Below are 25,662 nucleotides of genomic sequence, written 5' to 3'. Positions count from 1 at the left end.
GCCGGCTCAGGCCTGGCCGATCCGGGCCAGGATGAACCGCGACAGGCTCCCGAGCGAGTGGAACTCCTCTGACAAATCCTGCCCCTCCTCGATGGTGAAGCCGAAGCGCTCCTCCATCGCCACCGATAGCTCGATGAAGTCGAGCGAGTCGAGCCCGAGCGAGCCCTCCACGTCCTTGGGCAGGGTCGTCTCAAGCGTCATCTCGGCAGCCCGGGAGGGGTCGAAGCGGAGCCGGTCCACGGCGATGCTCCGGAGCTCGTCGAGCACTTCCTTCTCGGTCATCCGGTCCCCTTCTCCCAGGTCAGGTGTGCCGTCTCGCCCTGCCAGGCCCCGTCAAGCACCAGCGTACCTGCGCCGCCGCCTCGCCGCCACAGTCCCACGGCGGCCAGGGGCTCGCACGTGATCGTCTCGCCCAGCCGCCCACCGAGCCCGAGCCCGCCGCCGTGGCGGCCCTGCCGCCGCCCCGCGACACGGCCACCCTCCAGGTTGAGCCGGCCCTGCCCCGGCTCGAGCCAGAGACCCGCGGCTGCCTCGACCAGCGGGCGGCCGAGCCAGCGCCGGCCCCGGGCGTGGAGATCCGCGCACTCCTCGAAGATCTCCACCGCGAGCACGATGGCGCGCTCGCATGCGCGGCGCTCCAGCAGGGCCGCTGCCTGCCAGATGGCGCTGAGGGTCGCGGGCGGGCCGCCGATGAAGATGGCCGACGGGCCCCGGAGGCCAAACTCGATGGCCACCTCGGCCGGTACCACAGCGGGCGCCGTGTAGGCGAAATGGGTGCCCCCGCCGCCCTGGATGAAGGCCCGGTTGGAGGCAGCGTACGCGGCGGCGGTGACGAAGAGGAGCGCGGTGCCCTCGCCGGCGATGGCCTCGCGCCCCGCGCGCCCATCTTCCAGCATGCGCTCCATCACCGCAAGGGCCCAGAGGCACTCTCGCGTGGCGCGCCTGAAGCGCTCGCCCCCGATGGCCGGCCGGCCGAGCCCCACCAGCGCGCGCCCCGCGGCCGCAGCCCGGGCGTCGGCCGGGATGGCCTCGATCCCGTTCCCCCAGCCGGAGACGAGGCCCAGCGCGCGCACCGCGGGCGCCTTCACGGCCCGGCGCCCTCCAGGATCAGGGCGGCGTTCTGGCCGCCGAAGCCCAGCGATGTGCTGAGGCTGATGCGGGGGGCCAGCGCCCGGGCCCGGCCCGGCACATAGTCGAGGTCGCAGTCGGCGTCGGGCTCCTCCAGGTTGCGGGTCGGGGGAATCTGGCCGTGGCGGGAGGCGAACAGGCACATGACGGCCTCCAGCGTCGCCGCCGCCCCCATGGTGTGGCCCATGGTGGGCTTGATGGAGTTGACCGGGACGTTCAGGGCGCGGGTGCCGAGGACACGCTTGAGGACCGCCGTCTCGATGCGGTCGTTGAGGACGGTGCCTGTTCCGTGGGCGCTCACGAAGTCCACCTCGCCGGGGCCGATCCCGGCCTCGTCCAGGGCCAGCCGGATCGCATGCTCGAGCCCGCGCCCCTGGGGATCGGGCGCCGAGATGTGCGAGCCGTCGCCGGTGCTGGCATGGCCCAGAAGCCTCCCCAGCCGCGCGGGCCCCGCGTCCGCATCGCGCCGGAGGAGGACGAGCGCCGCCGCCTCGCCCAGGAGGAGCCCGCTCCGCCTGCGGTCGAATGGGCGGACCTCGTCGCGGGTGAGAGAGCGAAGGGCGTCGAAGCCACGCATCACGAAGCGGCAGAGCGGATCGTAGCCTCCGGCCACCACCGCATCGGCCCTCCCCTGCCGCAGGAGGTCGGCGGCGACACCGATGGCCGTGGCGCCCGAGGCGCAGGCGGTGGAGACGGTCAACGCCGGGCCGCGAGCACCGAGCCAGCGGGCCAGGTTGCGGCCGGGCGTGTCGTAGAGCCCGCCGCGGAGCCGCCCGAGCCTGCGGTCCCCGCCCTGCGCCCGCTCCCACTCCTCGACGCCGCCCAGCGCCGTCCCGACAACCACGGCCACGCGCGACGGGTCCGCGGGCAGCGGCCGTCCGCCCGTCCGTGCGCAGAGATCGTCGGCCGCCGAGAGAAGGAGGCGCGTGGCGCGGCAACCGGGCAGGCGCCCCCAGTCCCGGAGGCGCGTGAGCTTCTTGATCTCGCCGCCACGCCGGACGCGCAGGTCGGCCACGGGGAAGCGCTCGATGGGCGAGATGCCGCTGGCGCCGGTGAGCAGCGCGGACCAGAAGGCCTCCACGTCCTGGCCGATGGGCGTGGTCACGCCGGCGGCGACGATGGCGATGGGCTCAGGCCGCGGCACGTGCGGGGTTCCAGACGTCGAAGAAGTTGAACCACTGCGTCGGGTGGCGGCGGATGGCGCGTTCGAGCGCGCCCACGGCGGTGACCAGCGCCGCCTCCTCCTCTCCCGGCCCGACCCAGATGGCCGGCTCCAGGGTGATCCGGTAGCCTCCCCGCGGGGTGATGACGCAGAAGGCGGGCACCACCGGAGCCCCTGCGGCCCGCGCCAGGACGAAGGGGCCCACGGGGAAGGCGGCGGCGGCGCCGAAGAACGGGACCGCCCTGTCACCGCGCTCGCCGGTGGGGCGATCGCCCTGCATGGCCACGGCCTCGTTGCGTCTCAGCGCGGCGAGGAGCCCGAGGGTGGAGGTCGCGCTCCGGCGCGTCACGAAGCGGAGCCGCGGCTCGTCGCGCCTCAGGTAGCTCTCCAGCGCGGCGTCCTGCTCGGGGGAGAGGACCACGTGAGTGGTGCGGCGGAGCCGCGGCGCGAGCAGCCGCCCGCCCAGCTCCCAGTTCCCCAGGTGCGCGGTGAGCAGGATGACGCCGCGCCGCGGTGCGCAGGCCGAATCCAGCTCCGCCTCACCCTCCGCCCCGACCAGGTAGTCGCGGAGCCGTGCCGGATCCCCCCGATTGATGGTCAGGAGATCGGCGAAGCAGGCGGCGAAGTTGGCGAAGGTCTCGCTGGCGCCCCGGTCGAGCGCCGCCGCAGGCGCGCCGGGGAGCACACGGGCGAGGTTGGCGCGCACCTGGCTGCGCTCCTCGACGAGGTGCCGGCCCAGGGCGCGCCCCACGACACGCGCCAGGGAGAGCCGCGCGCGCCGCGGCAGCGCGGCGCCACAGGCGCTGGCCAGCCGATAGTAGGCGGCGCGATTGAGCCCGTGGGTGTACCAGCGAGGGCGGCGCGGCAAGGTCATCCCGGCTCAGAGGAGCGGCCCATAGTACATGCGGTACGCCCGGATGGGCCCGGGCGTGGTGTCGAAGAGCCGGGTAGCGACGAAGCGCCGAGCCTCCCGGTCGAAGGTGATCGTGCCGGGTGCCCGGGGATCGTTGGGATCGTACACGACGAGGTCCAGCTGACCATTCCCGTTCGCGCGGTAGTCGTAGGCCACCACCGTGTGGTTCAGCTCGATGGTCGGGAAATTGGTGACGAGGAGCTGCACGGGGCGCCCGGCCTCGAGCTCGGCCAGCGTCTCGCGCGCCACCCGCTCCTGGTGCCAGCCGGGGGCCGGGAAGACCACGCGCCAGTTGGTCCAGTGCAGCAGCGTCCAGAGCCGGCCGACGAGGCCGTCCTTCACCGCCGCCTCCTGCGCACGCGATAGCTCGTGCAGCGAGGCGTAGCCCGGGATCACCACGCGCTGTTCGGCGGGCAGCGGGGCGTGCCACGGGGGCCGCGCCACGACCCGTCGCACCAGCTCGGCATAGCCCGCGGCGTCGAGCGGCGCGGCCGCGGGATCGAAGTGGGCGAAGCGCTGGAACTGGGTGACGGCACGGGCCATGACGAAGCAGTAGTTGGCATAGAGGTCGGGCTTGCCCGGGTTCTTCGCGCGGCTCTCGTTGGGAAAGGCGAAGGTGTCCACGCCGAAGCGGATGGCCACCGGCGCCGCCGGGCGCGCCCCCAGCACGTCGAGATGAGCCACCGGGGCGCATCCGGCGAGGGACAGGGCGAGAACAATGGAGAGCCGCGCTGCGATCCCGTATGCCAACGTGTCAATCTTACTCCAGCTAGCCCTGGATCGAGTAGCCCCCGTCCACCGGGATCGACGTCCCGGTAACGAAGTCCGAGGCCGCGCTCGCCAGGAACACGGCGATGCCGGCCATGTCCTCGATCACCCCCCAGCGCCGGGCGGGCGTCCGGGCCAGCACGTTCTCGTTGAGGCCGGGGACCTGCTGCCGCGCCTGGGCGGTGAGGTCGGTGTCGATCCAGCCGGGCAGCACCGCGTTGACCTGGATGTTGTCGCGGGCCCAGGCCGAGGCTGTCGCCTTCGTGAGCTGCACGATGCCGCCCTTGGACGCCGCATAGACGGGGGCGAAGCCGGCGCCGAAGATGGACATCATCGAGCCGATGTTGATGATCTTGCCCCGGCCTTGCGCCTTCATCACGGGGTAGACGGCGCGGCTTGCGAGAAAGGCGCTCGTGAGATTGGTGTCGAGCACCCGGCGCCACTCCTCGAGCGAGAGGTCCTGCGGGGGCTTGCGGATGTTGATGCCGGCATTGTTGACGAGCACGTCCAGGCGGCCGAAGCGCTCGACGACCGCGCGCACGAGAGCGGCCACCGCCGCCTCGGCGGCCACGTCCACCTCGAAGGCTGCCGCCGCGGCACCCAGCCCCTGGAGCTCCGCCACGGCGCGCAGACTCTTGTCGCGGTTCCGGGCCGCCACGGCCACGGCGGCCCCGGCACGCGCGAGTCCCCGAGCCATCCCCAGCCCGATCCCGCCATTGCCGCCCGTCACCACGGCCACGCGCCCGCCGAGATCGAACTGGCCCACGTGCCATCCTCCGCTTGGCTTCGCTGCCACCCTGTGGTCTAAGTGAGTCGGTGGGCAGTGTACCCGGGAAGGACCAATGTGTGAAGGGCGTCGTGCTGCTCGCGGCCGTCCTGACGCTCCTGGGATGCGGGCGGGGCGACGCCCCGAAGGAGACGGCGGCCGCGCGCCTCGCTCGGGCCGAGGCCGCCATGGAAGCGTGCAAGCAGCGCAACGGGCTCCAGGCCACGTCCACGCCCACCACCGTGGTGCTGGACGACCCGGCCACCCGGGGCCAGATGCTCACGCCCGAGACGGCCGACCAGCTCCGCATGAAGGTCCAGTGCCGCATCGAGCTGGACGAACTGATCGAGGCGCGACGTGGCGCCGCGGCGGGCCGGTAGGGCAGCCGACCCGCAGCGCTGGGGCCTCCTGGCGCTCGTCACCGGCGCTCACGGCCTGGGGGCCGTGTCGGTGCTGGCCGTGGCGCCGCTGGCTCCGTTGCTGCTCCAGGATCTCGGGCTCTCGCGGGCCCAGGTCGGGTGGTTCCTGCCGGCCATCTATCTGGGTGGGGTGGTCATGTCGCTCCCAGCCGGCTGGCTGACCGACCGGGTCGGAGCGCGTCTCACGCTCGCGACCGGGCAGTGTCTCACGGGTGTGATGGTCGCCCTGGCGGCCTGGGTCGGCAGCATTCCCCTCATGCTCGGGCTCCTCTTCTGCGCGGGCCTCGGCTGGGCGGTGGTGAACCCCGCCACGGGACGCGCGATCCTCGACCGCTTCCCGCTCCACGAGCGCGGGCTCGCCATGGGCGTGAAGCAGACCGGGCTCACGCTGGGAGGGGTCGCGGGCGCTGTGACCCTCCCGTCCCTGGCGCTGGCTCACGGGTGGCGCACGGCGCTCACTGTCGCGGCCATGGCCTCGGTGGCGGCCAGCGTCGGAGTGGCATGCTGCCTCCGGCCCGGCAGCGCCCCCCGGACCGCCTCACCCGCGGAGCATCCCCGGCTCGCGGAGGTGGGATCCTTCCTCGCTCACCCACCGTTCCTGGTGCTGCTCGGCTGCGGGCTCGCGCTCTCTGTTGCGCAATCTTCGGTGCTGGCCTACATGGCGCTCTATGCGCGAGATGCCCTCGGCATGAGCGTCGTGGGGGCAGGCGGGCTCCTGGCGCTGGCCCAGGCCGGGGGCAGCGGCGGCCGGCTCGGCTGGGGGGTCGTCAGCGATCGCCTCTTCGGGGGCCGGCGGCGGCCCGGCGTCATCATCAACGCCGGGATCGGTGGAACGATCTACCTGGTCTTCGCCTCGGGCGTCCCGCTGGCCGGCCCCGCCGCCGCCGGGCTGGCCGTCGTCGCGGGCGTCGGGGCCTTCGGGTGGGTGGGACTCTACTTCGCGCTGGCGGCCGAAGTGGGCGGCAGCCGCTTCGCGGGCCTCCTCACCGGGGTCGCCGGGGCCTGCGCCTGGAGCGGCGTCCTGCTGGGGCCCCCGCTGTTCGGGCTCCTCCTGCAGGCCACGGGCTCCTACCGGTGGCCGTGGCTCGGGCTGGCGCTCACGGCGTTCGGGGCAGCCTACGCGCTCTCCCGTATCCCGCCGCTCGTCAAGCGGGACGGAGCATGACAGTGTGGGCGCAATCCCGCCCCTGCAGCGTCGGTAGCTGTCATCGCGCCGAGAGGTACGCGCGCCAGGCGAGGTGGTGCTCGCGGAAGAGGTAGCCGAGCATGGCGAGCGCAGCCACGAGGTTCCCGGCGAGGACTGTCCACCACGCCAGGGCGTCGAACAGCCAGGCGGCGAGGGCCGCGATCATCGCGATGGAGAAGACCTCGAAGCAGACGAAGAGCATCGCGAACGCCGACAGGAGCCGGGGCTCGCGGTCGGCCAGCGCCAGGAGCCCCGCCGCCATCCAGCCGAAGGCTGCGAAGGCCCCGCCGTGGATCAGCGTGTACTTGAGGACGAGGGGCAGCGAGATGACGAGCTCCGAGGGATCGCGCAGCCCCTCCAGCACCGCCGCGCCCAGGAGCGCCGGGGTCCTGAGCGGCACACCGGCGGCCAGGTCATGGAGGAGAAACCACACGGCGACCGCGGCGGCCCCGAGCATCCCGGACACGAGGCCCTCGCGGGCCACGCGGGTCCGGGCGCCCAGCAGCACCCGCCCCAGGGCGCGACGCCCCACGAAGAAGTAGGCGAGCATCCCCCCCGAGGCCAGCAGGTTCGCGGTGAGGATGGCCCACCACGCCACCTCATCGAGCACGGGGTGCGCGAGCCAGACGATCACGGCGAGGAAGACCACCTCGAAGCACAGCAGGGCGATGACGAGCATCGGGAGCAATCCAGGCTGGCGCTGGGCGGAGACGATCAGGAAGGCGATGAGGATCCCGATCAGCGCGAAGACGACGCCGTGGAGCACGGTGTACTGGACCACCAGCCCCGGCGAGACCGGCACGGCCTCCGGGCGCTGGACGCCCTGGAAGGCAGCGGCGCCGAGGAGCGCCGGCGTCCGGAATGGACGCCCGTGCGCGGCGTCGTAGATGAGGAACCAGACGGCCACGACCGAGGCCCCGATGAGCCCGCCGACGATGCCTTCCCGGACGTGTCGAGGAGTGGAGGTCATGGTTGCCCTCCTTTCAGGCCCGGGGCTGGGCCTCTCCTGACAGGTACACCCTCCCGCCCGCGCCGGCAACCTGACGCCACAGGGGCCGGCGCCCGCCGGATCCGCTCCCTCAGGCGCTCCGGAGCAGTCGCACCACCGCCTCTCCCATGAGGGTGGCCCGCCAGCGGCGGAGACCCTCCACGGCGGTCAGCGCGCCCACATCGGCCGGCGGAGCGGCGGCGAGCCTGTCGATGAGCCGCTGCGGGAGCAGGAAACCCGGGTCGAGACCGAAGCACCCCGCCGCCTCGGTCCGCCAGCCCCGCAGCGCCTCCACCCGGCGCCTCACCGAGGCGGGCACCGCGGGCCGCGGCTGGCGGGCACGCTCGGGCAGGGCCGCCTCGGGCAGCGCCAGCCCGCGCGCGATGGCGGCCAGCAGCGCCGTCCCTTGGCGTGCCACCACCTTGTCGGTGCAGCCCGGGATCTGCCGGAGCGCCGCGGCATCGGCGGGGCAGCGTGCGGCCAGGGTCACCAGCGCCTCGTGGCCCACGATCATGAACGGCGGCCGATCCGCCTCCAGCGCGAGGCGCTCGCGCTCCACGTAAAGCTCGCGGAGCACGCCGAGGCCCCGCCGGTCCAGCTCCTTGGTGCCCTTGAGATGGAGATAGGCATCCGGATCTGGGAGCTTCGGCGGGACGGCCAGGGCCGCCAGCGCCGCGCACTCTTCCTCGAACCAGCCCTCGCGCCCCATGGCCCGCAGGCCCTCGCGGAGCCGCGCGCTGAGCGGGATCAGGTGCAGCACGTCGTTGAGCGCGTAGGTCTCCTGCTCGGGACTCAGGGGGCGCCGCGACCAGTCGTCCTTCTGCCGCGACCGGCCGGGGTCCACGCCGAGCTGGGTCCGCAGCAGCTCGTCGAGCCCCAGCGCGGTGAGGCCGAGGAAGCGGGCGGCCAGTGCGGTGTCGAAGAGCGGCAGCACGGAGAAGCCGTACAGGCGCTTGAGGTAAGCCAGGTCATTGTCGGCGGCGTGGAAGATCTTCACCACCGACGGATCGGCGAGCACCCGCGCCAGGGGAGCCAGGTCGGGCAGCGCCAGCGGGTCCACCAGGTGGGCCGCGCCCCGATCCGAGGCCACCTGGACGAGACAGAGCTTGCCGGGGTAGTGATGGAGGCTGTCCGCCTCGGTGTCGATGCCGACGGCGGTGGCCGCCTCGAGGGAGGCCGCCAGCAGCGCCAGATCGGCGGGGGTTCTGATCCAGACCGGCGGTGTCGGGCTCATGTTCCGGGGGGCGCTCCGCGGTCGAGGTCTGGCACGGCCTTTCTATACTACGCTATACTCACGACCCGGCGGCCATCACCCCGTCCAGGAGGGTCCCTGCAATGAAGATCTCGGGCTCCATCACGGTCATCACGGGCGGCGCCTCCGGCCTTGGGCGCGCCACCGCCGAGCTCCTCGTCGCCGGCGGCGGGCGTGCCGTCCTCCTGGACTTGCCGAAGTCCCCGGGAGTGCAGGTCGCGGCCGACCTGGGCGACAGCGCCCTCTTCGCGCCGGCCGACGTCACCAGCGCCGAGGAGGTGACGGCGGCGCTCGAGGCCGGCGTGAAGCGCTTCGGCGCCGTCCATGCGCTGGTGAACTGCGCCGGAATCGGCACCGCCGAGAAGACCTTCGGCAAGCGGGGGCCCGCCGATCTCGCCGGGTTCACCAGGGTGATCCAGGTGAACCTCATCGGCCACTTCAACAGCATCCGTCTCACGGCGGCGCACATGGCGAAGAACGAGCCCAACGAGGACGGTGAGCGCGGGGTGATCGTCAACACTGCCTCCGTCGCCGCCTTCGACGGCCAGATCGGCCAGGCCGCTTACTCGGCCTCCAAAGGCGGCATCGTCGGCATGACGCTGCCGATCGCGCGCGACCTGGCGGAGCTCGGCATCCGGGTTTGCACCATCGCCCCCGGCATCTTCGAGACGCCGCTGCTCGGGACCCTGCCGGACCCGGTGCGTATCTCGCTCGGCAAGCAGGTGCCCTTCCCGTCGCGCCTGGGGCGCCCCTCGGAGTATGCCAAGCTCGCCGCCCACATCATCGAGAACGGCATGCTCAACGGCGAGACCATCCGCCTCGATGGCGCCATCCGCATGCAGCCCCGCTAGCAGGCCGGCGGCCGGCGCTCTGGCTGGGCGTCCCGGAGATACGATGCTGACCGGCCTGCCGGGATGATCAGGGTGCGGCGGGCGGGCGAGCGGGGGCACTTCGACCACGGGTGGCTCGACACCTGGCACACCTTCTCCTTCGCCTCCTACCACGACCCGGCCCACATGGGGTTCCGCGCGCTTCGCGTCATCAACGACGACACGGTGGCCCCCGGGGAAGGCTTCGGCGCTCATGCACACCGGGACATGGAGATCATCACCTATGTCCTCGAGGGCGCGCTGGCCCACCGGGACAGCATGGGCCATGGCTCGGTGATCCGCCCCGGCAACGTGCAGCGGATGAGCGCGGGGACGGGCGTGACCCACTCCGAGTTCAACGCCTCGGACGCGGAGCCGGTGCACTTCCTCCAGATCTGGATCCTTCCGGACCGGACCGGGCTCCCACCCTCGTACGAGGAGAAGCAGTTCGCGCGGGAGGACAAGCGCGGCGCGCTGCGCCTCATCGCCGCCCCGGACGGCCGCGAGGGAGCGGCCACCCTCCACCAGGACACGCGGGTCTACGCCTCCGTGCTCGAACCCGGCGAGCGCCTCACGCACCGGCTCCTGCCCGGTCGCCATGCCTGGCTCCACGTCGTCTCGGGCGCACTCACGCTCGACGCCGCGGCGCTCGCCGGCGGCGACGGCGTCGCCGTCAGCGACGAGTCGGCGCTGTCACTGAGCGCCACCGCGCCCTCGGAGGTCCTCCTCTTCGACCTCGCCTGACCCCGCGGAGCCTAAGCGTGGGCGTGCTCTTCGGGGAGGCCAAAGCGGCGGGCGGTGTCGTCCTCGCAATCGAACTGGATGAGCACGGCGGGCTCGGGGCCCACGACCCAGGCGTCGTGGCCCGGCTCGACGACGAGGGCCCGGGGCGCCACCGCCTCGAAGGCGCAGCCGTCGGCGTACTCCCCCTGGATGCGGCCGCGCGCCAGGAAGCCCACGTGGGCGTGCATGCACTGGTCAGTGCCGACGACCGCTTGCATGTGCGTGGACCAGCGGAAGCCCGGCGGATAGACGAGGCGCTTGATCCGCCCGTTGCCGGCCTTCATCACGTCCACCGTGGCCCCGCTGAACTTCTGGCGCTGGGCCCCCTCGATCCGCGCGAGGAGGGCATCCGGGCCCGGGGGGCCGGCGGGCTTCTGCAGTCTGGAGGCGCTGCGCCTCCGCGGCTCGGCGGCAGAGGGCTTCCGGGACGTGGGCTTGGTGCGGGGCCGCTTGGCACTCTTGCGTCGCGTGGTCGTCATGGTGTGATCCTCCCGCGGCGGTGGTGTGTCGAGACTCTGCGCTTGCGTCGCGACGGTTGTCAAGCCGCCCGCCGCCGGGATACGCTCGGCCCGACGGCAGCTCACCTCCAGGGAGGCGCCATGGGCAAGCTCGACGGCAAGGTCACGATCGTCACGGGAGGCACGAGCGGCATCGGCCGCCGCACGGCGGAGGTGTTCGTCGAGGAGGGCACCTCGGTCGTCCTCGCGGCCCGCCGCGAGGATCTGGGGCGGGAGATCGCCGCGGCCCTGGGCCCCAGGGCCGTCTTCCTGCGCACCGATGTCACGCGGGAGGCGGACGTCAAGGCGATGATCGACCACGCCGTGACCCGTTTCGGCCGCCTCGACTGCCTCTTCAACAACGCGGGCAGCCCGGGGCCGGCCGGCGGTATCGAGAGCATTCCCGTCGATGGCTTCGATGCGGCCATCGCCGTCCTCCTGCGCAGCGTGATGCTCGGCATGAAGCACGTCGCCCCCGTCCTGAAGAGGCAGGGCGCGGGGAGCATCATCAACAACGGCAGCGTTGCCGCCGTGCGGGCCGGCTACTCGTCCTCCATCATCTATTCGGCGGCCAAGGCGGCGGTGGTCCACCTCACCCGCTGCGTGGCGATGGAGCTTGGCGAGCGCGGCATCCGCGTCAACAGCATCTCCCCCGGCGCCATCGCGACGGGCATCTTCGGCAAAGTGGCGGGGCTCCCGGACGACGCGGCGGACAGGACCGCCGAGCTGACGAGGCAGGTCTTCACCGGCCTGCAGCCGCTGCCGGGGCCGGGGCTGCCGGAGGACATCGCCCGGGCGGCGGTGTTCCTCGCCAGCGACGACTCGCGCTTCATCAACGGCCACGACCTCGTCGTGGACGGCGGCATCATCGGCGGCCGGCTCTGGACTCCGCAGCAAGAGGCGCTGGGCCAGATGCGCGCCGCCCTCCGCCAGGCCGCCGGACAGGGCTGAGCCGGGAAGACGGGACGGTCGAGCGCGGGCGCCAGGCCGGCGAGACAGGTCCGGATGCGAGGCGGCGCCCGAGGGCCGCGCGCGAGGCGTACTGCCTGTACGTTGAGCGCGCGGCCGAGGGCGCCAACGAAGCAGATGGCCCTGTATCGGCGGCCTGCTACCCGCGGGCGAGGGGCTTGTAGCGCAGGCGATGGGGGGTGTCGGCCGCGGCGCCCAGGCGCTTCCGGCGCTGAGCCTCGTAGTCCTGGTAATTGCCCTCGAACCACACGACCTGCCCCTCGTCCTCGAAGGCCAGCATGTGGGTGGCGATGCGGTCGAGGAACCAGCGGTCGTGGCTGATCACGAGCGCGCAGCCCGCGAAGCCGAGGAGCGCGTCCTCCAGCGCCCGGAGCGTGTCCACGTCGAGGTCATTGGTGGGCTCGTCGAGGAGCAGAACGTTGGCGGCCGTCTGGAGCATCTTCGCGAGATGCACGCGGTTGCGCTCCCCGCCCGAGAGGTCGCCGACGCGCTGCTGCTGGTCGGCACCCTTGAAGTTGAAGGAGGCGACGTAGGCGCGTGAGGCGATCTGGCGGGTGCCGAGCGTGATCTGCTCGGCCCCGCCGGAGATCTCCTCCCACACGCTCCTGGCCGGGTTCAGCGCATCGCGGCTCTGGTCCACGTAGCCGAGCCTCACGCTCTCGCCCACTCGCAGCGTGCCCGCGTCCGGCTTCTCCTGCCCCGTGATCATTCGGAAGAGGGTGGTCTTGCCCGCGCCGTTGGCGCCGATGATGCCGACGATTCCGCCGCGCGGCAGGCTGAAGGAAAGGCCATCGATGAGGAGGCGGTCGCCGTAGCCCTTGGTCACCATGTCGGCCTGGACCACGAGGTCGCCGAGCCGCGGCGCCGGCGGGATCACGATCTCGGCCGTGCCCTGCTGGCGCGCGCCTTCCTCGGCCAGGAGCGCCTCGTAGGAAGCGACGCGCGCCTTGGCCTTGGCCTGCCGGGCGCGCGGCGCCATGCGCACCCACTCGAGCTCACGCGCGAGGGTGAGCTGGCGCGCCGACTCCTGCTTCTCCTCGACAGCCAGACGTCGCTTCTTCTGGTCGAGCCAGGAGGAGTAGTTGCCCTCCCACGGGATGCCGGCGCCGCGGTCGAGCTCCAGGATCCAGCCGGCCACGTTGTCGAGGAAGTAGCGGTCGTGGGTGATGGCGACCACGGTGCCCGGGTATTCCTTGAGGTAGCGCTCGAGCCAGGCCACCGACTCGGCGTCCAGGTGGTTGGTAGGCTCGTCGAGGAGGAGGATGTCGGGCTTCGAGAGCAGGAGCCGGCAGAGGGCGACCCGGCGGCGCTCGCCGCCCGAGAGCGTGGCCACCGCCTGCTCCCCCGGGGGGGCGCGGAGGGCGTCCATGGCGATCTCCACCGTGCGGTCGAGGTCCCAGCCGTTGTGGGTCTCGATGGCGTCCTGCGTCGTCGCCTGCTCCTGCAGCAGCGCCTCCATCTCGTCGGTCTCGACGGGCTCCCCCAGTCGGGCGTTGATCTCGTCGAAGCGCGTGAGGAGCGCCCGCACCTCGGCCACGCCCTCCTCCACGTTGCCGCGCACGTCCTTGCCGGGATCGAGGGCGGGCTCCTGCGGGAGGTAGCCGATGCGCAGGCTCTCGTCGCGCCACACCTCGCCGAGGTAGTCCGTGTCCACCCCCGCCATGATGCGGAGCAGGGTGCTCTTGCCCGCGCCGTTGGCGCCGAGCACGCCGATCTTGGCGCCCGGGAAGAAGGACAGCCAGATGCCCTTGAGGACCTCGCGCTTGGGCGGGACGATCTTGCGCAAGTCCTTGAGCGTGAAGACGTACTGGTGCGCCATGCGGTCCCTCGTCAGTCAGGTGGTGTCAGACCGGACTTCGCTGCGGCCTAGCTCTGCGGTTCCGGCGGCGGCAGGGCAACGCTGGGAACGGGGCCAGCCATGGGCCAGCAGTCCCTCGGGCTCGCGTCCGACTCGACGCAGGCCACCAGGGCGGGCGCCGCCTGGGTCTGCATCCTCGACCCCTTCACGTTGGCCACGATCAGGTAGACGACGATGACGACGCCCGCCACCACGAGCGAGACGATGGCCAGCGTGGTGAGCACGTCGGCCTCGGCCTGCGCCGGTGTCGCAAGCCCCGCCGCCAGCACCACGACGAGCACCGTGGCGACGAGCCGGAGAAGCCGCCCATGCGATGCCATGCGCGCATTATAGCGCGCCTCCTGGCGTCTGGCGCGTTTCCCTCGCCGCTCAGAGCCGGAAGAGGCGCTTCGCGTTGCCGGAGCGGATCAGCTCCTTCTCGGCCTCGGGGATCGGCAGCGCTGTCACGCGCTGGGCGCAGCCAGGCATGTCGCCGATGTTATGGGGATAGTCGCTGCCATAGAGCAGCCGCTCCGGCCCCGCCAGCGCGTAGGCCAGACGGAGCGCCTCCGCGTCGTAGGTCACGGTGTCGTAGTAGAGGCGCTTGAGGTAGTGGGACGGCGGCTTCGAGGTGAACTGGCGGGTGTCGGGGATGAAGCGGTGGCACTGGTCCAGCCGGCCGGCGATGAACGGCAGGGTGGCGCCGGCATGGCCCACGATGAGCGGCCAGTCGGGATGGCGCTCGAAGACCCCGGCCAGGACCATCCGCGTCACCGCCAGCGTGGTGTCCACCATGAAGCCGAGGGAGGCGATGAGTCCGTAGCTGTCCATCCGCATGGCGTCGAAGCCCGGGGGCACCGTCGGGTGCAGCAGCACGGGCAGCCGCCGCCGGTTGAGCTCGGCCCACACCGGCTCGAAGCGGGCGTCGTCCAGCAGCACGTCGTTGACATTGGCCAGGATGATGAGCCCGACCATCCCGAGCTGATCCACGCAGCGCCCGAGCTCCTTGAGCGCGAGATCCACGTCCTGGAGCGGGATGCTCCCGAGCCCGCGGAAGCGCCCAGGCCACCGGCCGCAGACCTCGGCGATGTGATCGTTCATCACCCGCGCCACCTGTTCCGCCACCTCGCCGTCGGCCCAGTAGCAGTTCGGGCAGGTGTAGGAGAGCAGCTGCATCTGCACGCCCACCTCGTCCATGGCCCGGAGCCGCCGCTCCGGCTCGAACATCGCCTCCGTCAGGCTCATGAAGCGGGCGGCCTGACGCATGATGACGCGGCGCCCCTCAGAATCCCTGGCGATGTGGTAGCGATGGCCGCCATGGGCGGTGAGCAGATCCACCCAGGCCTGGGAGAGGATGTGATTGTGGACGTCGATCAGTCCCATGGAAAAGCCTCCTCAGTTCGTCGCCGAGCCGCTGGGACAGGACACTAGAAGAGGGCGATGGGGTTGACGGGGGAGCCGGTGACGTTCTTGAGGCGCAGCGGAGCGACGGCGAGCAGGAACTCCCAGCGGCGGCGCGCGGCGCAGGCCTCGGAGAGCGGCTCGAGGTTGGCGTTGTCGATGAGCCAGCGCCCCATGGCCACCAGCGACACCACGTGGAAGGAATTGCCCATGGTGGGGTACGGCGGCGGGTGCAGATCGTTGTGGGTGTCGCTCCCCAGCATGGCCACCCCGCGCTCGCGAAGCCACGGACAGCAGGCCACGTGCAGCGCCGGGGTCCCCGCCTTGAGCGGGTACTCCCGCACCTCGGCCTCGCTGGGCGCGGGCAGGCTCATGCGCCTTACTTCAGCTCGCCGGAGTAGATCTTCATCACCGTCGCGAGAAAAGCCAGCGCCCTGTCCCTGGGCCGCTGGAAGGAGTTGCGTCCGATGATGGAGCCGAAGCCGCCGCCGTCGCGGATGGCGCGGCATTCCTCGTAGATCGCCTCGTCGTTCTCCTTGGTGGCGCCGCCGGAGAAGATCACGATGCGCCGGCCGGCGAAGGCCGACTGCACCACGTGCCGCACCCGCTCAGCCAGCGTGCCGATCGGCACGCCGCTCTTCTCGTAGGCCTTCCGGGCCTCGGCCTGCTCGATGTGCTCCGCCGGCGGCTTCACCTTGATGAGGTGCGCGCCGAGCTGGGCGGCGATCTGGGCCGCGTAGGCGACCACGTCCACGGCCGTCTCACCCGCCTTGCTGAGATCCGAGCCGCGCGGGTAGGACCAGACGACGGCGACGAGCCCGTGCGCCTTGGCCTCCTGGATCATCTCGCGGCACTGCTGGTACATGACCTGCGCCTGGGTGGACCCGGGGTAGATGGTGAAGCCCACGCCCACGCAGCCGAGGCGGAGGGCATCCCTCACCGAGGCCGTCACCGCAGAGAGCGGGTCCTTCTCGTCATGGAGCACGTCGTGATTGTTCATCTTGAGGATGAGGGGGATCTCGCCAGCGACCTCCGCCGCGCCCGCCTCGAGAAAGCCCAGCGGCGCCGCGTAGGCGTTGCAGCCGGCGTCGATGGCGAGGCGAAAGTGGTAGAGCGGGTCGTAGGCGGGCGGGTTGACGGCGAAGCTCCGGGCCGGGCCATGCTCGAAGCCCTGGTCCACGGGGAGGATGACCAGCCGGCCGGTTCCAGCCAGCCGGCCGTGATTCAGCAGCCGGGCGAGGTTGGTTCGGGTTCCGGGGCAGTCGCTCGAATACCAGCTCAGGATCTCTCGAACGCGCGCTTCCATGAGTGTCCGTCCTTTCCGGGCGGGGGCGTTCCCCGCCTACCGGCGATAGAAGTCTTCGGCCAGGGCCACCTCATCCGCGCTGCCGATCAGGACCGGCACCCGCTGGTGGTACTCGGTGGCGACGAGATCGAGCACCCGCTCGGTCCCGGTGCTGGCCCGGCCGCCGGCCTGCTCCAGCACGAAAGCCATGGGCGCCACCTCGTAGAGGAGCCGGAGCTTGCCCTGGGGCCTGGCGGGATCGGACATGTCGGCCGGGTACATGAAGATGCCGCCCTCGAGCAGGAACCGGTGGACGTCGGCCACCATGGACCCCACGTAGCGGAGCGAGTACGGCCGCCCGTTGGCCTTGTCCGGCGTCCGGAGGAACTGCACGAAGGCCTGCTGGGCCGGGTGCCAACTCTGCACGTTCCCCTCGTTGATCCCGTAGCTCTTCCCGCACCTCGGGGTCCGGATCTGCGGGTGCGTCAGGAGGAACTCGCCGGTGTCCCGGTCGAGGGTGAAGCCGTGGGTGCCGTCACCCGCGGAGTAGACGAGGGTGCAGGCAGGGCCGTACATCACGTAGCCCGCTGCGAGCTGATCACCGACCGGGCCCAGCACGGCCGGGCCCGCCGGGTCCAGGCCGCGGCTGGGGCGGAGGGAGAAGATGGTGCCGACGATCCCGTTGACGTCCAGGTTGTTGGAGCCATCCAGCGGATCGCAGCAGACCACGATGCCGTGGGGGCCCTGGCCCTCGTCAATCTCCACGGGCTCGGGCGCTTCCTCGGAGACGACGGCCGCGACCGCGCCCGTCTTGCGGAGGGCGGCCAGGACGATGTCGTGGCCCCAGAGGTCGAGCTTCTTGACCTGATCGCCGGTGAGGTTGGTGCCGCCTGCATAGCCCAGATGGTCGCGGAGGGCGGCATGGGCCAGCTCCCGCTCGATGACGGCCGCCACGTCGGCCAGCCTGCTCAGGATCACGGCCACGCCACCTGCATAGGCGGGCGCCCTGGCGCTGCGCCGCCTGGCAAGGTGCTCCGAGAGGGTGATGCGCTCGTCGGCCACGGTGACCACCTCGCCCTGGAGTCTGGATGAGAACGGCGTGGACTGTCCTGACCTCGATGCTAGACGAAGGCGCGTGAGCGAGTCAACCGTCCTCGGCGATTTCCGCGCGCATCGGGCGAAAGCCATGCGCGGTATCGCTGCGGGAACCTGCCGAAGCGGCCCGGGAGGCGGGCGCCGGGCTCGTGTAAGATAAGCCAGAGCGAGGGGGGCCACATGCGCACGCTGGCCATTCTGGTCGGAGGGGGGCCCGCCCCCGGGATCAACGCCGCCATCGCGGCCGCGGCCATCGAGGCCCGCAACCGGGGGCTCCGGGTTCTCGGCTGCTACGACGGCTTCCGCTGGCTCGCCACGGGAGACCCGAGCCACGTGGTGGAACTGGAAGTCCACAGCGTCTCCACCATCCACTTCGACGGCGGATCGATCCTCCGCACCTCCCGCACCGACGCCACCCGCAAGCCCGGCGCCTTCAGCCGGGTGGCCCGCGCCCTCGAGCGTCTCGGCGTCAACCACCTGATAACCATCGGCGGCGACGGCACCGCCTACACCGCCGCGCGCATCGCGGAGGCCATGCCGGGGCTGACCCTGGCCCACATCCCCAAGACCATCGACAACGACCTGCCGCTGCCGGGCGATCTGGTCACCTTCGGCTTCACGACGGCCTGCAATCTCGGCAAGGACCTGGTGCGTAACCTCATGCAGGACGCCGCCACGACGGAGCGCTGGTTCTTCGTCACCGTGATGGGCCGCCAGACCGGCCACCTGGCGCTCGGGATCGGCGGCTCGGCGGCGGCGACTCTCACGGTGATCCCGGAGGAATTCGCCGCCCCCCATATCACCCTGGACCAGCTGGCGGGCATCCTCGAGGGGGCCATCATCAAGCGGCGCGCCCACGGGCGCGAGTACGGCGTCGCCATCCTGGCGGAGGGCCTGGCCGAGAAGCTGGGGCCGGAGACGCTGGGGCCTGTCGAGAGGGACCCGGCGGGTCGGGTGCGGCTGACGGACCTCGAGCTGGGCCGGGCGGTGCGGGAGCGCGTCACCGCCAGCCTCGGCGCCAGGGGCACGCGCATGACCATCGTCGCCAAGGAACTCGGCTATGAGCTCCGCAGCGCCGCGCCGGGGGCCTACGACATCCAGTACAGCCGGAGCCTTGGCTACTGGGCCACCCGCTTCCTCCTGGAGGGCGGCACGGGGGCGATGGTCACGATCCAGGGCGGGCGGTTCGTCCCCATCCCCTTCGCCGAGATGCTGGACCCGGAGACAGGCTTCACCCGGGTGCGCCGCGTCAACGTGACGTCCGAGGCCTACCAGACCCTCTGGGCCTACATGATCCGGCTCAAGCCAGAGGACTTCGAGGATGCGGCGGCGCTGGCCTCCATCGCCAAGGCGGGCAACCTCACCGAGACGGAGCTGGTCAGTCGCTTCCGCCCTCTCGTGGAGCCGCCCCCCGGCTTGAAGTGACTCGCCGGCGGCGCTAGCATCGGGAGCACTGGAGGAGGTCCGGCCATGGCCACATCCGCAGGCGAGGCGCTCCTTCCCATGTTCCAGGACGCCGTGGAGATGCTCGCGCGTGCCCGCGCCGGATTCAACCGCCACGACGTCGCAGGGCTCGAGACCGCGGCCGCCCTGGGCCGCAGCATCCACAAGCGCGAGAAGGAGCTCACTCAGGAGTTTCTCGCCGCCCCGCCCGAGCCCGAGCCGCTGCGCTTCGTGCCAGGCCACCTCGAGCGCATGGGCGATGCCATCGAAGGGGTGCTCCGCTGCGTACGGACCATCGAGGCCGAGGGGATGGTGTTCACCGACCGCGGCGTCCGCGAGATCAACCAGCTCTTCGATCGCGCGGCCGAGCTGGTGGAGTGCGCGCGCGATCTCACCCGCACGGGCAACCCGGTGCTGGGCCGGCACGTGGAGATCGAGAGCCTGCGCTTCCAGGACATCGCCTCGGACTCCGCCCGGGCCCACGAGGAGCGCCTCATCGAGGGTGTCTGCATGCCGCGGGCCTCCAGCGCCTACCTGGCGATCCTCGATTATCTCCGCGAGGTCGCGCGCCACGCCCGGCACATCGCCGCCCGTGTTGGCCAGGGCGGCGCCCGGGAGCGGGGCTCGGCCCGGCTGCGGTAGGCCCGTCTCGGTGACCCTGGGCCGGCGAAACATCCGGCCGGCCTCGCGCATCTCAAGAACATGAGGCGTTGCGCCCAGGTCCTCTTCCTGGCAACCCTGCTCCTCGCCGGAGCCGGGCTGGCCCGGGCCCAGAGCCCGCCCGTGCCCTTCGGGCAGTACTTCCGCGTGGAGTGGCAGGTGGCGGCCGGACGGGGCGGCCGGCCCGAGCTCGACGGCTATGTCTACAGTGACTACGGGCTCGCCGCCAGCAACATGCGCCTGCTGGTCGAGACCCTGGACGCCTCGGGTCAGTCCGTCGCCAGCACTGTCGGGTACGTGGACAGCCTGGTGCCGCCCTTCGGGCGCACATACTTCACTGTGCGCCTGCCCGCCCCCGGGGCCTCCTACCGCGTCACCGTCACCTCCTTCTTTCTCCACAACGGGGTCATGTAGCTTGGGGGGACAACCATGAGAGCCTGTGCCCTCGCGCTGATGGCGGCCCTGGTCCTGGGGACAGGCGCGGGCTGGGAAACCGTCCCGGCCGCGGCCCAGGGCACCGCCGCCGACAAGAGCACGGCCGCAAAGCTCGGAGAGAAGTACTTTCGTGTGGAGTTCGAGGCTGGCCGGACCAAGGGCGGGCGCACGCTGCTCACCGGCTACGTCTACAACGACCACGGGCTGGCCGCGGCCAGGGTGCGGCTCCTCGTGGACAGCCTCGACGCCGCGGGCCGCGTCACCGCCACCACCGTGGGGTACGTCGACAGCCTGGTGCCGCTCAAGGGCCGCACCTACTTCGAGGTTCCCGTGGACAAGCCGGGAGTCTCCTATCGCGTCTCCGTCCCGTACTTCGACTGGATCGAGGGGCGCGGCCCCCGGGACCGTTTCTAGCCAGGTGGCTAGGGCTCGCGGAAGGCCTCCTGCGTGCGCCGCAGGAGCGGGCTCAGGAAGAAGTCGAGCGCGCGGCGCCGGCCGATCATGATCTCGACGCTGACGGCCATGCCCGGGGCGAGGGCCACCTCTCGCTCGTCCACGCGGACCACCGTCCGTTCGAGGCTCACCCGCGCCGCGTAGACGAGCCCGAGCCGCTCGACGGAGACGGCATCACCGGACAGGCTCGTGACCTGCCCCGGCACGGTGCCGTAACGCGTGAACGGGAAGGTCTCCACCTTGATCTCGACGGGCTGCCCGGGCCGGACGAAGCCGATGTCCTTGTTCTCCAGCCAGGCCTCGACCTCGAGTCGGGCCTCCCGGGGCACCACGACCATGAGCTGCTGCCCGGGCGTCACCACGCCCCCGACCGTATGCACCGCGAGCTGCTGGACGACGCCGTCCACCGGGGCGACGAGCCGCTGGACCGCGCGGCGCCGGGCCGCCTTCAGCACCTCCTGGGAGAGCGCCGCAGCCCGCGCCTCCCACTCGGTCAGCTCCCCAAGTCGGGCCCGCCGGAACTCGGACTCGAGCACCTCCGCCTGCTTCTCGGCCTCGCCGAGCGCGGCCCGCTCCCGGTCGAGGCGCTGGCGTTCCATGGCGAGCTCCTGGACCCGGTCCACCCGCCGCTCCTCCACCTCGAGGTACTGCATCCGCGCCACGTACTCGCGCTCGAGCAGCGTGCGGTAGGCGCGGGCGCGCTCGGTCTGCATCACGACGAGCGCCTCGAGGCGCTCCACGCCGGCCCGGGCGCCCTCCACCGCCGAGACTCGCTGCCGGATCGCCAGCGCCGCCGCCTCGAGCCGGCGTTCGTGCTCCTGCCGCTGGTCCGACAAGAGCTGACGTTGGAGCGCGACGAGCCCCGCCTCGGCGCCGGGCGGCACCCCGAAGGACGCCTCTCCCGCCAGGAGCGCGCGCAGGCGGGCGACGTGGAGGCGGGCCGATATCTCCTCGCTCCCGAGCCGCGTCTCGTCGGCGCCGCTCACGGTGGGATCCAGCTCCACGAGCAGCTGCCCCTTCCGCACCTCTGCGCCATCGGCGACGCGGATCGCGCGGATCAGGCCGGACTCCAGCGGCTGGATCACTTTCGAGTGGCCGGCGGCGATGATCCGGCCGCTCGCGACGGCCACCACGTCGAGCGCGCCCAGGTAGGCCCACGCCGCCGTCGCGGCGACGAGGGCCAGGATGACCGCGCCCAGCGCCACGCCCAGCGGGGAGGGCGGCGAGTCCTGGATCTCGAGGAGCGCGGGCAGGAACTCTCGGTCCTCTCGCCTCGCCCGCGGTCGCGCGCGGCTCACGGGTCCCCGGACCGGACCGCCGCGCCGACGGGCCGCCCCCGACCCTGATCCTCGCAGAGCCGCGCGAAGAATCCCCCTGCCCCGCCGAGGGCAGCCGGTGTCCCCTCCTCCGCCACGCGCCCGCCCTCGATGACGAGGACGCGGTCGACCCGCTCCATCATGGTCAGGCGGTGGGCGATGACAAGCACCGTGCGGCCGCGGCAGATGTCGGGGAGCCGGCGGCGGATGGCGCGCTCGGCCTCGTGGTCGAGCGCGCTCGTCGCCTCGTCGAAGATCAGCACCGCGGGGTCGGCGCAGAGCGCGCGGGCGATGGCGATGCGCTGGCGCTGCCCGCCGGACAGCGCGCAGCCGTGATCGCCCACCGCGGTGTCGTAGCCCTCCGGGAGCGCGGCGATGAAGTCGTGGGCGCCGGCCAGCCGCGCCGCCGCCACGACCCGCTCCAGCGGCAGGCCCGGGTCGCCGAGGGCGATGTTCTCCCGCACCGAGCCGCCGAAGAGCACGGTCTCCTGGGGCACCACGGCGACGCGGCGCCGGAGCCAGACGGGATCCAGCTGCCCGAGGTCCATGCCGTCCAGCAGGACGCGGCCCGAGGCCGGTGCGTGGAGCCGCTGGAGGAGCTTGGCGAGAGTGCTCTTGCCGGAGCCGGAGGGGCCGACGATGCCGACCACCTCCCCGGGATGGATGGAGAAGGACACGCCGCGCAGGACATCGGGGCCCCCCGCGCGGTAGCGAAAGGAGACCTCCTCGAAGACGAGGCGGCCGGCGACGCCGGGCGGGCGGCCAAAGCCCGCCAGGCGCGGCGTCTCGCGCGGGGTGTCGAGCACATCGCCGAGCCGCGCCACGGAGACCGCCGCCTGCTGGAACTCCTGCCAGCACTGGACGAGGCGCAGCACCGGGCCACTCACCCGCGCCGCCAGCATGTTGAAGGCGATGAGCTCACCCACCGTCAGCGCGCCCTCCATCACCAGGCGCGCGCCCCACCAGAGGATAGCCAGCGCCGTCACCCGGCTCAGCAGCGAGGCCAGCTCTCCCGCCACCTGCCCCGCCTGCGCCGCGCGGAAGCCGGCGCGCGCGTAGCCCGCCAGGTGCTCCTCCCAGCGCCGCTCCATCTGCGGCTCCACGGCCATGGCCTTGACCGTCTCCACACCGCGGACGCACTCGACGAGGAAGGCCTGGCTGTCGGCGCCCCGCCTGAACTTCTCGTCCAGGCGGTCGCGGAGGAGCGGGGTGACGGCGAGGGAGAGCAGGACATACCCGGGTAGCGCGCCCAGCGCCAGGGCAGCGAGCGGCACGCTGTAGAGGAAGAGCACGGCCACGAAGATCCCCGTGAACAGCGCGTCCACGGCAGCCGTGATCGGCGAGCCCGTCAGGAAGTGCCGGATGCCCTCGAGCTCGCGCACGCGCGCCACCGAGTCCCCCACCCGGCGCGCCTCGAAGTAGGAGAGCGGCAGCGCCAGCAGGTGGCGTACGAGGCGGGCGCCCAGCTCCACGTCGATGCGCGCCGCGGTGTGGGAGAAGAGATAGGCGCGCAGGCCCCCCAGCAGCGCCTCGAAGACCAGGAGCCCCAGCATGCCTGCGGCGAGCACGTCGAGCGTCTGGAGCCCACGGTGGACCAGGACCTTGTCGATGACGACCTGGGTGAAGAGCGGCGTCACGAGCCCCAGCACCTGCAGGAGCACCGAGGCCGCCAGCACCTGGGCGAGCTGGCGCCGGTACTTGACGACGAAGGGGAGAAACCACCTGAGCCCGAAGCGCCGATCGCCGGACCTGGCGGCGCCACGACGCGCGCAGAGGAGCACCGTGCCCGTCCATGCGGCCTCGAAGCGCTCGCGGGACCAGACAGCCACGGCCGGGGCGCCGGGCTCCTGGACCAGCGCGCGCTCCCGGTCGGCGCGTGCCACGACCAGCCAGCCGCCGTCGGCCCGCAGCGCCATGGCCGGAAGCGGGGCCGCGGCCAGCCGCGCCCAGCGGCGCCTCACCGTGCGAGCGCGGAGCCCGAGGTGGCGGGCCGCGCGCACCAGCTCGGGCGGCGAGAGCGGCGCGGCGGAGCGACCGAAGCGGTGGCGCAGCGCCTCGCCGTCCGCCGCAACGCCCAGGTACCGCGCCAGCGCCAGCAGGCCCGCGAGCCCGGTGTCCAGGCGCTCCCGCTCAGCCACCCTGCCCCGGCTGCCAGTGGGCCGCGAGGATGGTCGCGACATCGGCCGGGCGCTCCGTGACGGCCTGGCTCCAGGACAGCCCCGTGCTCTGGCTGAAGCCGGCCATGGCCTGGATGAGCGAGTTCACCTGGACGGCGGCGAGCCGGCTGCCGTCGCCAGCCCGGATCACCTCGACCTGGTAGGCCGCACCCCGGTACCAGTTCTGCACCGTCACCGTATCCGCCGAGGCCTGGAGCCCGAGCACGAGGCTGTCCACGCTTCGGCTCAGGATGAGATCGAGCGGGCGGATGCCGGCGCCGAAAGCGGCGGTGTCCGCGTTACCCGTGGTGGCGTCGTTCTCGACGATCCGGTCGGCGCCCGCGCCCCGGTCGAAGCGGTAGGTGTCGTTGCCGCGCCCGCCGATCAGCGTATCCGCGCCGGCGCCGCCGGTGAGCGCGTTGGCCGCGGCATTGCCGGTGAGCGTGTTGCCCGCCGCGTTGCCCGTGGCGTTGATCGCGGCGCTCCCCGTGAGCGTGAGATGCTCGAGGTTGGCGCCGAGGGTGTAGCTCACCCCCGCCCGCACCGTGTCGGTGCCCTGGCCCGGCGCCTCCGTCACGAGGTCGCCCGCATTGTCCACGACATAGGTGTCGTTGCCCGCACCGCCCTTCATGGTGTCGGCGCCCGCCCCGCCGTTGAGGGTGTTGGCGGCGGCATTCCCGGTGAGGACGTTCCGGAGGGAGTTCCCCGTGGCGTTGATGGCGCCCGCTCCGGTGAGCGTCAGGTTCTCCACATTGGCGCCGAGCGTGTAGCTGATCCCACTCTTGACCGTGTCGGTGCCCTGCCCCGTCAGCTCGACGATCCGGTCGCCCGCGGCGTCCACGACGTAGCTGTCATTGCCGGCGCCCCCCGTCATGGTGTCGGCCCCCGGACCGCCGTCGAGGACATTCGCCGCGGAGTTGCCGGTGAGGGCATTGGCCAGTTCGTTGCCGGTTGCGTTGATGGCACCCGTCCCCGTGAGGGTGAGACGCTCCACGTTGGCCGGCAGGGTCAAGCTCACGCTCGACAGCACGCTGTCCGTTCCCTGGCCGCCCGACTCGTTCACCCCGTCGCCTGGATCGTCAACGACATAGGTGTCATTGCCCTGGCCGCCCCACATGCCGTCCGCCCCCGCGCCCCCGTCCAGGCGGTCATCGCCCCCGTTGCCCCACAGGCTGTCCGCCCCCCCGAGCCCCGCGAGCGTGTCGGCGCTCTCGTAGCCGATCAGCGTGTCGTCCCCCGCCGTCCCCTGCACCACCATCTGCTTCAGCCTCTCCACGTCCCAGATCGTCCCGTCCGCCAGGAACTCCACCCGCTGCACCTCGTAGTCCGACCCGAACCCCTCGTTGAACCAGCCCCCGAGGCGCGCCTCGTCCGTCGTCCCGATGATCCGCAGCACCAGGTCGCCGGTGTTCACGTCCCGGCTCACGCTGACCTCGGTGGGCAGGACATCCGCGGCCACCAGCACCCGGTCCGTGTCCACCACCTGCCAGTCGTGATCGCTCACCGTGTCCTGCCCGCTGCCGCGGCCGAAGAGGTAGGTGTCGTCGCCAAAGCCGCCGTCGAGAAGATCGCTGCCGGCCCCGCCCTCGAGCGTGTCGTCCCCGCCGCCGCCGTCCAGCTGATCGTCCCCCTCTCCGCCTGCGAGGCTGTCCTCTCCTCCCTCGCCGTAGAGCCGATCGGCGCCTGCCCCGCCCCCGAGGGTGTCGTTGCCTTCCCGGCCGTAGATCTCGTCGTCACCGTCGCGCCCGTCGATCCGGTCCGCCGCCCCGTAGCCGATCAGGAGATCGGCGCCCGGCGTCGGCTCGATCACCAGCTGCTGCAGCGCCGCCACGTCCCACACCGTGCCGTCGGCCGCGAATTCCACGTGCTGCACCTGGTAGT

27 protein-coding genes are annotated in these 25,662 nt (G+C 72.3%); 9 read left to right on the top strand and 18 right to left on the bottom strand.

The window, feature by feature from the left end:
• Positions 1-6: 6 nt before the first annotated feature.
• The 6 genes from HYV93_25395 to HYV93_25370 form a co-directional block, all read right to left on the bottom strand.
• A complete protein-coding gene (locus HYV93_25395; GenBank protein ID MBI2529309.1) occupies positions 7-282 on the bottom strand; it encodes an acyl carrier protein in 276 nt (91 codons plus the stop codon).
• Entirely contained in the window at positions 279-1,088 is an 810-nt protein-coding gene (locus HYV93_25390; GenBank protein MBI2529308.1) for a hypothetical protein, read from the bottom strand. Before HYV93_25390 ends, HYV93_25395 begins: the two co-directional genes overlap by 4 nt.
• Positions 1,085-2,272, bottom strand: a complete 1,188-nt coding sequence (locus HYV93_25385) for a beta-ketoacyl-[acyl-carrier-protein] synthase family protein (protein ID MBI2529307.1) — start codon at positions 2,270-2,272, stop codon at positions 1,085-1,087. Before HYV93_25385 ends, HYV93_25390 begins: the two co-directional genes overlap by 4 nt.
• Positions 2,259-3,164 (bottom strand): lysophospholipid acyltransferase family protein, encoded by a 906-nt coding sequence (locus HYV93_25380; protein MBI2529306.1) that lies wholly within the window; start codon positions 3,162-3,164, stop codon positions 2,259-2,261. Before HYV93_25380 ends, HYV93_25385 begins: the two co-directional genes overlap by 14 nt.
• Positions 3,165-3,170: 6 nt before the next feature.
• Positions 3,171-3,887, bottom strand: a complete 717-nt coding sequence (locus tag HYV93_25375) for a hypothetical protein (GenBank protein ID MBI2529305.1) — start codon at positions 3,885-3,887, stop codon at positions 3,171-3,173.
• Between the two features lie 85 nt (positions 3,888-3,972).
• Positions 3,973-4,737 carry a glucose 1-dehydrogenase gene (locus HYV93_25370; GenBank protein ID MBI2529304.1) on the bottom strand — a complete coding sequence of 255 codons (765 nt, stop codon included), beginning with the start codon at positions 4,735-4,737 and terminating at the stop codon, positions 3,973-3,975.
• Between the two features lie 80 nt (positions 4,738-4,817).
• Between HYV93_25370 and HYV93_25365 the strand changes: the two genes are divergently transcribed.
• Complete coding sequence (locus HYV93_25365) at positions 4,818-5,117, top strand: hypothetical protein (GenBank protein MBI2529303.1); 300 nt, start codon at positions 4,818-4,820, stop codon at positions 5,115-5,117.
• The gene (locus HYV93_25360) at positions 5,095-6,321 is read left to right on the top strand and encodes an MFS transporter (protein ID MBI2529302.1); all 1,227 of its coding nucleotides are present in this window, start codon (positions 5,095-5,097) and stop codon (positions 6,319-6,321) included. Before HYV93_25365 ends, HYV93_25360 begins: the two co-directional genes overlap by 23 nt.
• Positions 6,322-6,361: 40 nt before the next feature.
• On the opposite strand, the gene HYV93_25355 is transcribed toward HYV93_25360, so the two are convergent.
• Together HYV93_25355 and HYV93_25350 are read right to left on the bottom strand one after the other, a co-directional pair.
• Entirely contained in the window at positions 6,362-7,312 is a 951-nt protein-coding gene (locus HYV93_25355; GenBank protein MBI2529301.1) for a hypothetical protein, read from the bottom strand.
• A gap of 109 nt (positions 7,313-7,421) precedes the next feature.
• Positions 7,422-8,564 carry an HRDC domain-containing protein gene (locus HYV93_25350; protein ID MBI2529300.1) on the bottom strand — a complete coding sequence of 381 codons (1,143 nt, stop codon included), beginning with the start codon at positions 8,562-8,564 and terminating at the stop codon, positions 7,422-7,424.
• 101 nt (positions 8,565-8,665) lie between these two features.
• Here HYV93_25350 and HYV93_25345 point away from each other — a divergent pair, with 101 nt between their 5' ends.
• Positions 8,666-9,433: a 3-hydroxyacyl-CoA dehydrogenase gene (locus HYV93_25345; protein MBI2529299.1), complete on the top strand. Its 768-nt coding sequence runs from the start codon at positions 8,666-8,668 to the stop codon at positions 9,431-9,433.
• Positions 9,434-9,496: 63 nt separating this feature from the next.
• The gene (locus HYV93_25340) at positions 9,497-10,195 is read left to right on the top strand and encodes a pirin family protein (protein ID MBI2529298.1); all 699 of its coding nucleotides are present in this window, start codon (positions 9,497-9,499) and stop codon (positions 10,193-10,195) included.
• A gap of 11 nt (positions 10,196-10,206) precedes the next feature.
• Here HYV93_25340 and HYV93_25335 read toward each other — a convergent pair whose 3' ends face one another.
• Positions 10,207-10,614 (bottom strand): hypothetical protein, encoded by a 408-nt coding sequence (locus tag HYV93_25335; GenBank protein MBI2529297.1) that lies wholly within the window; start codon positions 10,612-10,614, stop codon positions 10,207-10,209.
• Between the two features lie 219 nt (positions 10,615-10,833).
• On the opposite strand from HYV93_25335, the gene HYV93_25330 reads away from it, so the two are divergent.
• Positions 10,834-11,682 (top strand): glucose 1-dehydrogenase, encoded by an 849-nt coding sequence (locus tag HYV93_25330; GenBank protein ID MBI2529296.1) that lies wholly within the window; start codon positions 10,834-10,836, stop codon positions 11,680-11,682.
• Between the two features lie 157 nt (positions 11,683-11,839).
• Here the strand turns inward: HYV93_25330 and ettA are convergent, their stop codons facing one another.
• From ettA to HYV93_25300, 6 genes are read right to left on the bottom strand one after another with little or no spacing between them, the layout of a single operon-like run.
• The gene (gene ettA, locus HYV93_25325) at positions 11,840-13,519 is read right to left on the bottom strand and encodes an energy-dependent translational throttle protein EttA (GenBank protein MBI2529295.1); all 1,680 of its coding nucleotides are present in this window, start codon (positions 13,517-13,519) and stop codon (positions 11,840-11,842) included.
• Between the two features lie 47 nt (positions 13,520-13,566).
• A complete protein-coding gene (locus HYV93_25320; protein MBI2529294.1) occupies positions 13,567-13,878 on the bottom strand; it encodes a hypothetical protein in 312 nt (103 codons plus the stop codon).
• A gap of 49 nt (positions 13,879-13,927) precedes the next feature.
• Positions 13,928-14,920: an amidohydrolase gene (locus HYV93_25315; protein ID MBI2529293.1), complete on the bottom strand. Its 993-nt coding sequence runs from the start codon at positions 14,918-14,920 to the stop codon at positions 13,928-13,930.
• A 44-nt stretch (positions 14,921-14,964) separates the two neighbouring features.
• Entirely contained in the window at positions 14,965-15,312 is a 348-nt protein-coding gene (locus HYV93_25310) for a hypothetical protein (protein MBI2529292.1), read from the bottom strand.
• A gap of 5 nt (positions 15,313-15,317) precedes the next feature.
• Positions 15,318-16,244: a class I fructose-bisphosphate aldolase gene (locus HYV93_25305; protein ID MBI2529291.1), complete on the bottom strand. Its 927-nt coding sequence runs from the start codon at positions 16,242-16,244 to the stop codon at positions 15,318-15,320.
• 36 nt (positions 16,245-16,280) lie between these two features.
• On the bottom strand, positions 16,281-17,285 hold the full coding sequence (locus HYV93_25300) for a fructose-1,6-bisphosphatase (GenBank protein MBI2529290.1): 1,005 nt from the start codon (positions 17,283-17,285) through the stop codon (positions 16,281-16,283).
• 213 nt (positions 17,286-17,498) lie between these two features.
• On the opposite strand from HYV93_25300, the gene HYV93_25295 reads away from it, so the two are divergent.
• The 4 genes from HYV93_25295 to HYV93_25280 are packed head-to-tail and all read left to right on the top strand — an operon-like array spanning position 17,499 to position 20,270.
• Complete coding sequence (locus HYV93_25295) at positions 17,499-18,743, top strand: 6-phosphofructokinase (protein MBI2529289.1); 1,245 nt, start codon at positions 17,499-17,501, stop codon at positions 18,741-18,743.
• A 45-nt stretch (positions 18,744-18,788) separates the two neighbouring features.
• On the top strand, positions 18,789-19,403 hold the full coding sequence (locus HYV93_25290; GenBank protein ID MBI2529288.1) for a hypothetical protein: 615 nt from the start codon (positions 18,789-18,791) through the stop codon (positions 19,401-19,403).
• A 60-nt stretch (positions 19,404-19,463) separates the two neighbouring features.
• Positions 19,464-19,835 carry a hypothetical protein gene (locus HYV93_25285; GenBank protein MBI2529287.1) on the top strand — a complete coding sequence of 124 codons (372 nt, stop codon included), beginning with the start codon at positions 19,464-19,466 and terminating at the stop codon, positions 19,833-19,835.
• A gap of 15 nt (positions 19,836-19,850) precedes the next feature.
• The gene (locus HYV93_25280; protein MBI2529286.1) at positions 19,851-20,270 is read left to right on the top strand and encodes a hypothetical protein; all 420 of its coding nucleotides are present in this window, start codon (positions 19,851-19,853) and stop codon (positions 20,268-20,270) included.
• An 8-nt stretch (positions 20,271-20,278) separates the two neighbouring features.
• On the opposite strand, the gene HYV93_25275 is transcribed toward HYV93_25280, so the two are convergent.
• From HYV93_25275 to HYV93_25265, 3 genes are all read right to left on the bottom strand, one after another.
• Entirely contained in the window at positions 20,279-21,607 is a 1,329-nt protein-coding gene (locus HYV93_25275) for an HlyD family type I secretion periplasmic adaptor subunit (GenBank protein ID MBI2529285.1), read from the bottom strand.
• The gene (locus HYV93_25270; GenBank protein MBI2529284.1) at positions 21,604-23,805 is read right to left on the bottom strand and encodes a type I secretion system permease/ATPase; all 2,202 of its coding nucleotides are present in this window, start codon (positions 23,803-23,805) and stop codon (positions 21,604-21,606) included. The genes HYV93_25275 and HYV93_25270 overlap by 4 nt, the downstream gene beginning before the upstream one ends.
• A partial coding sequence (locus tag HYV93_25265; protein MBI2529283.1) for a hypothetical protein occupies positions 23,756-25,662 on the bottom strand: 1,907 nt, incomplete at its 5' end. The genes HYV93_25270 and HYV93_25265, both read right to left, overlap by 50 nt.

It is taken from the genome of Candidatus Rokuibacteriota bacterium (assembly GCA_016188005.1).
Lineage (GTDB): Bacteria > Methylomirabilota > Methylomirabilia > Rokubacteriales > CSP1-6 > UBA12499.
This window is presented reverse-complemented; position numbering and strand designations above follow the sequence as displayed.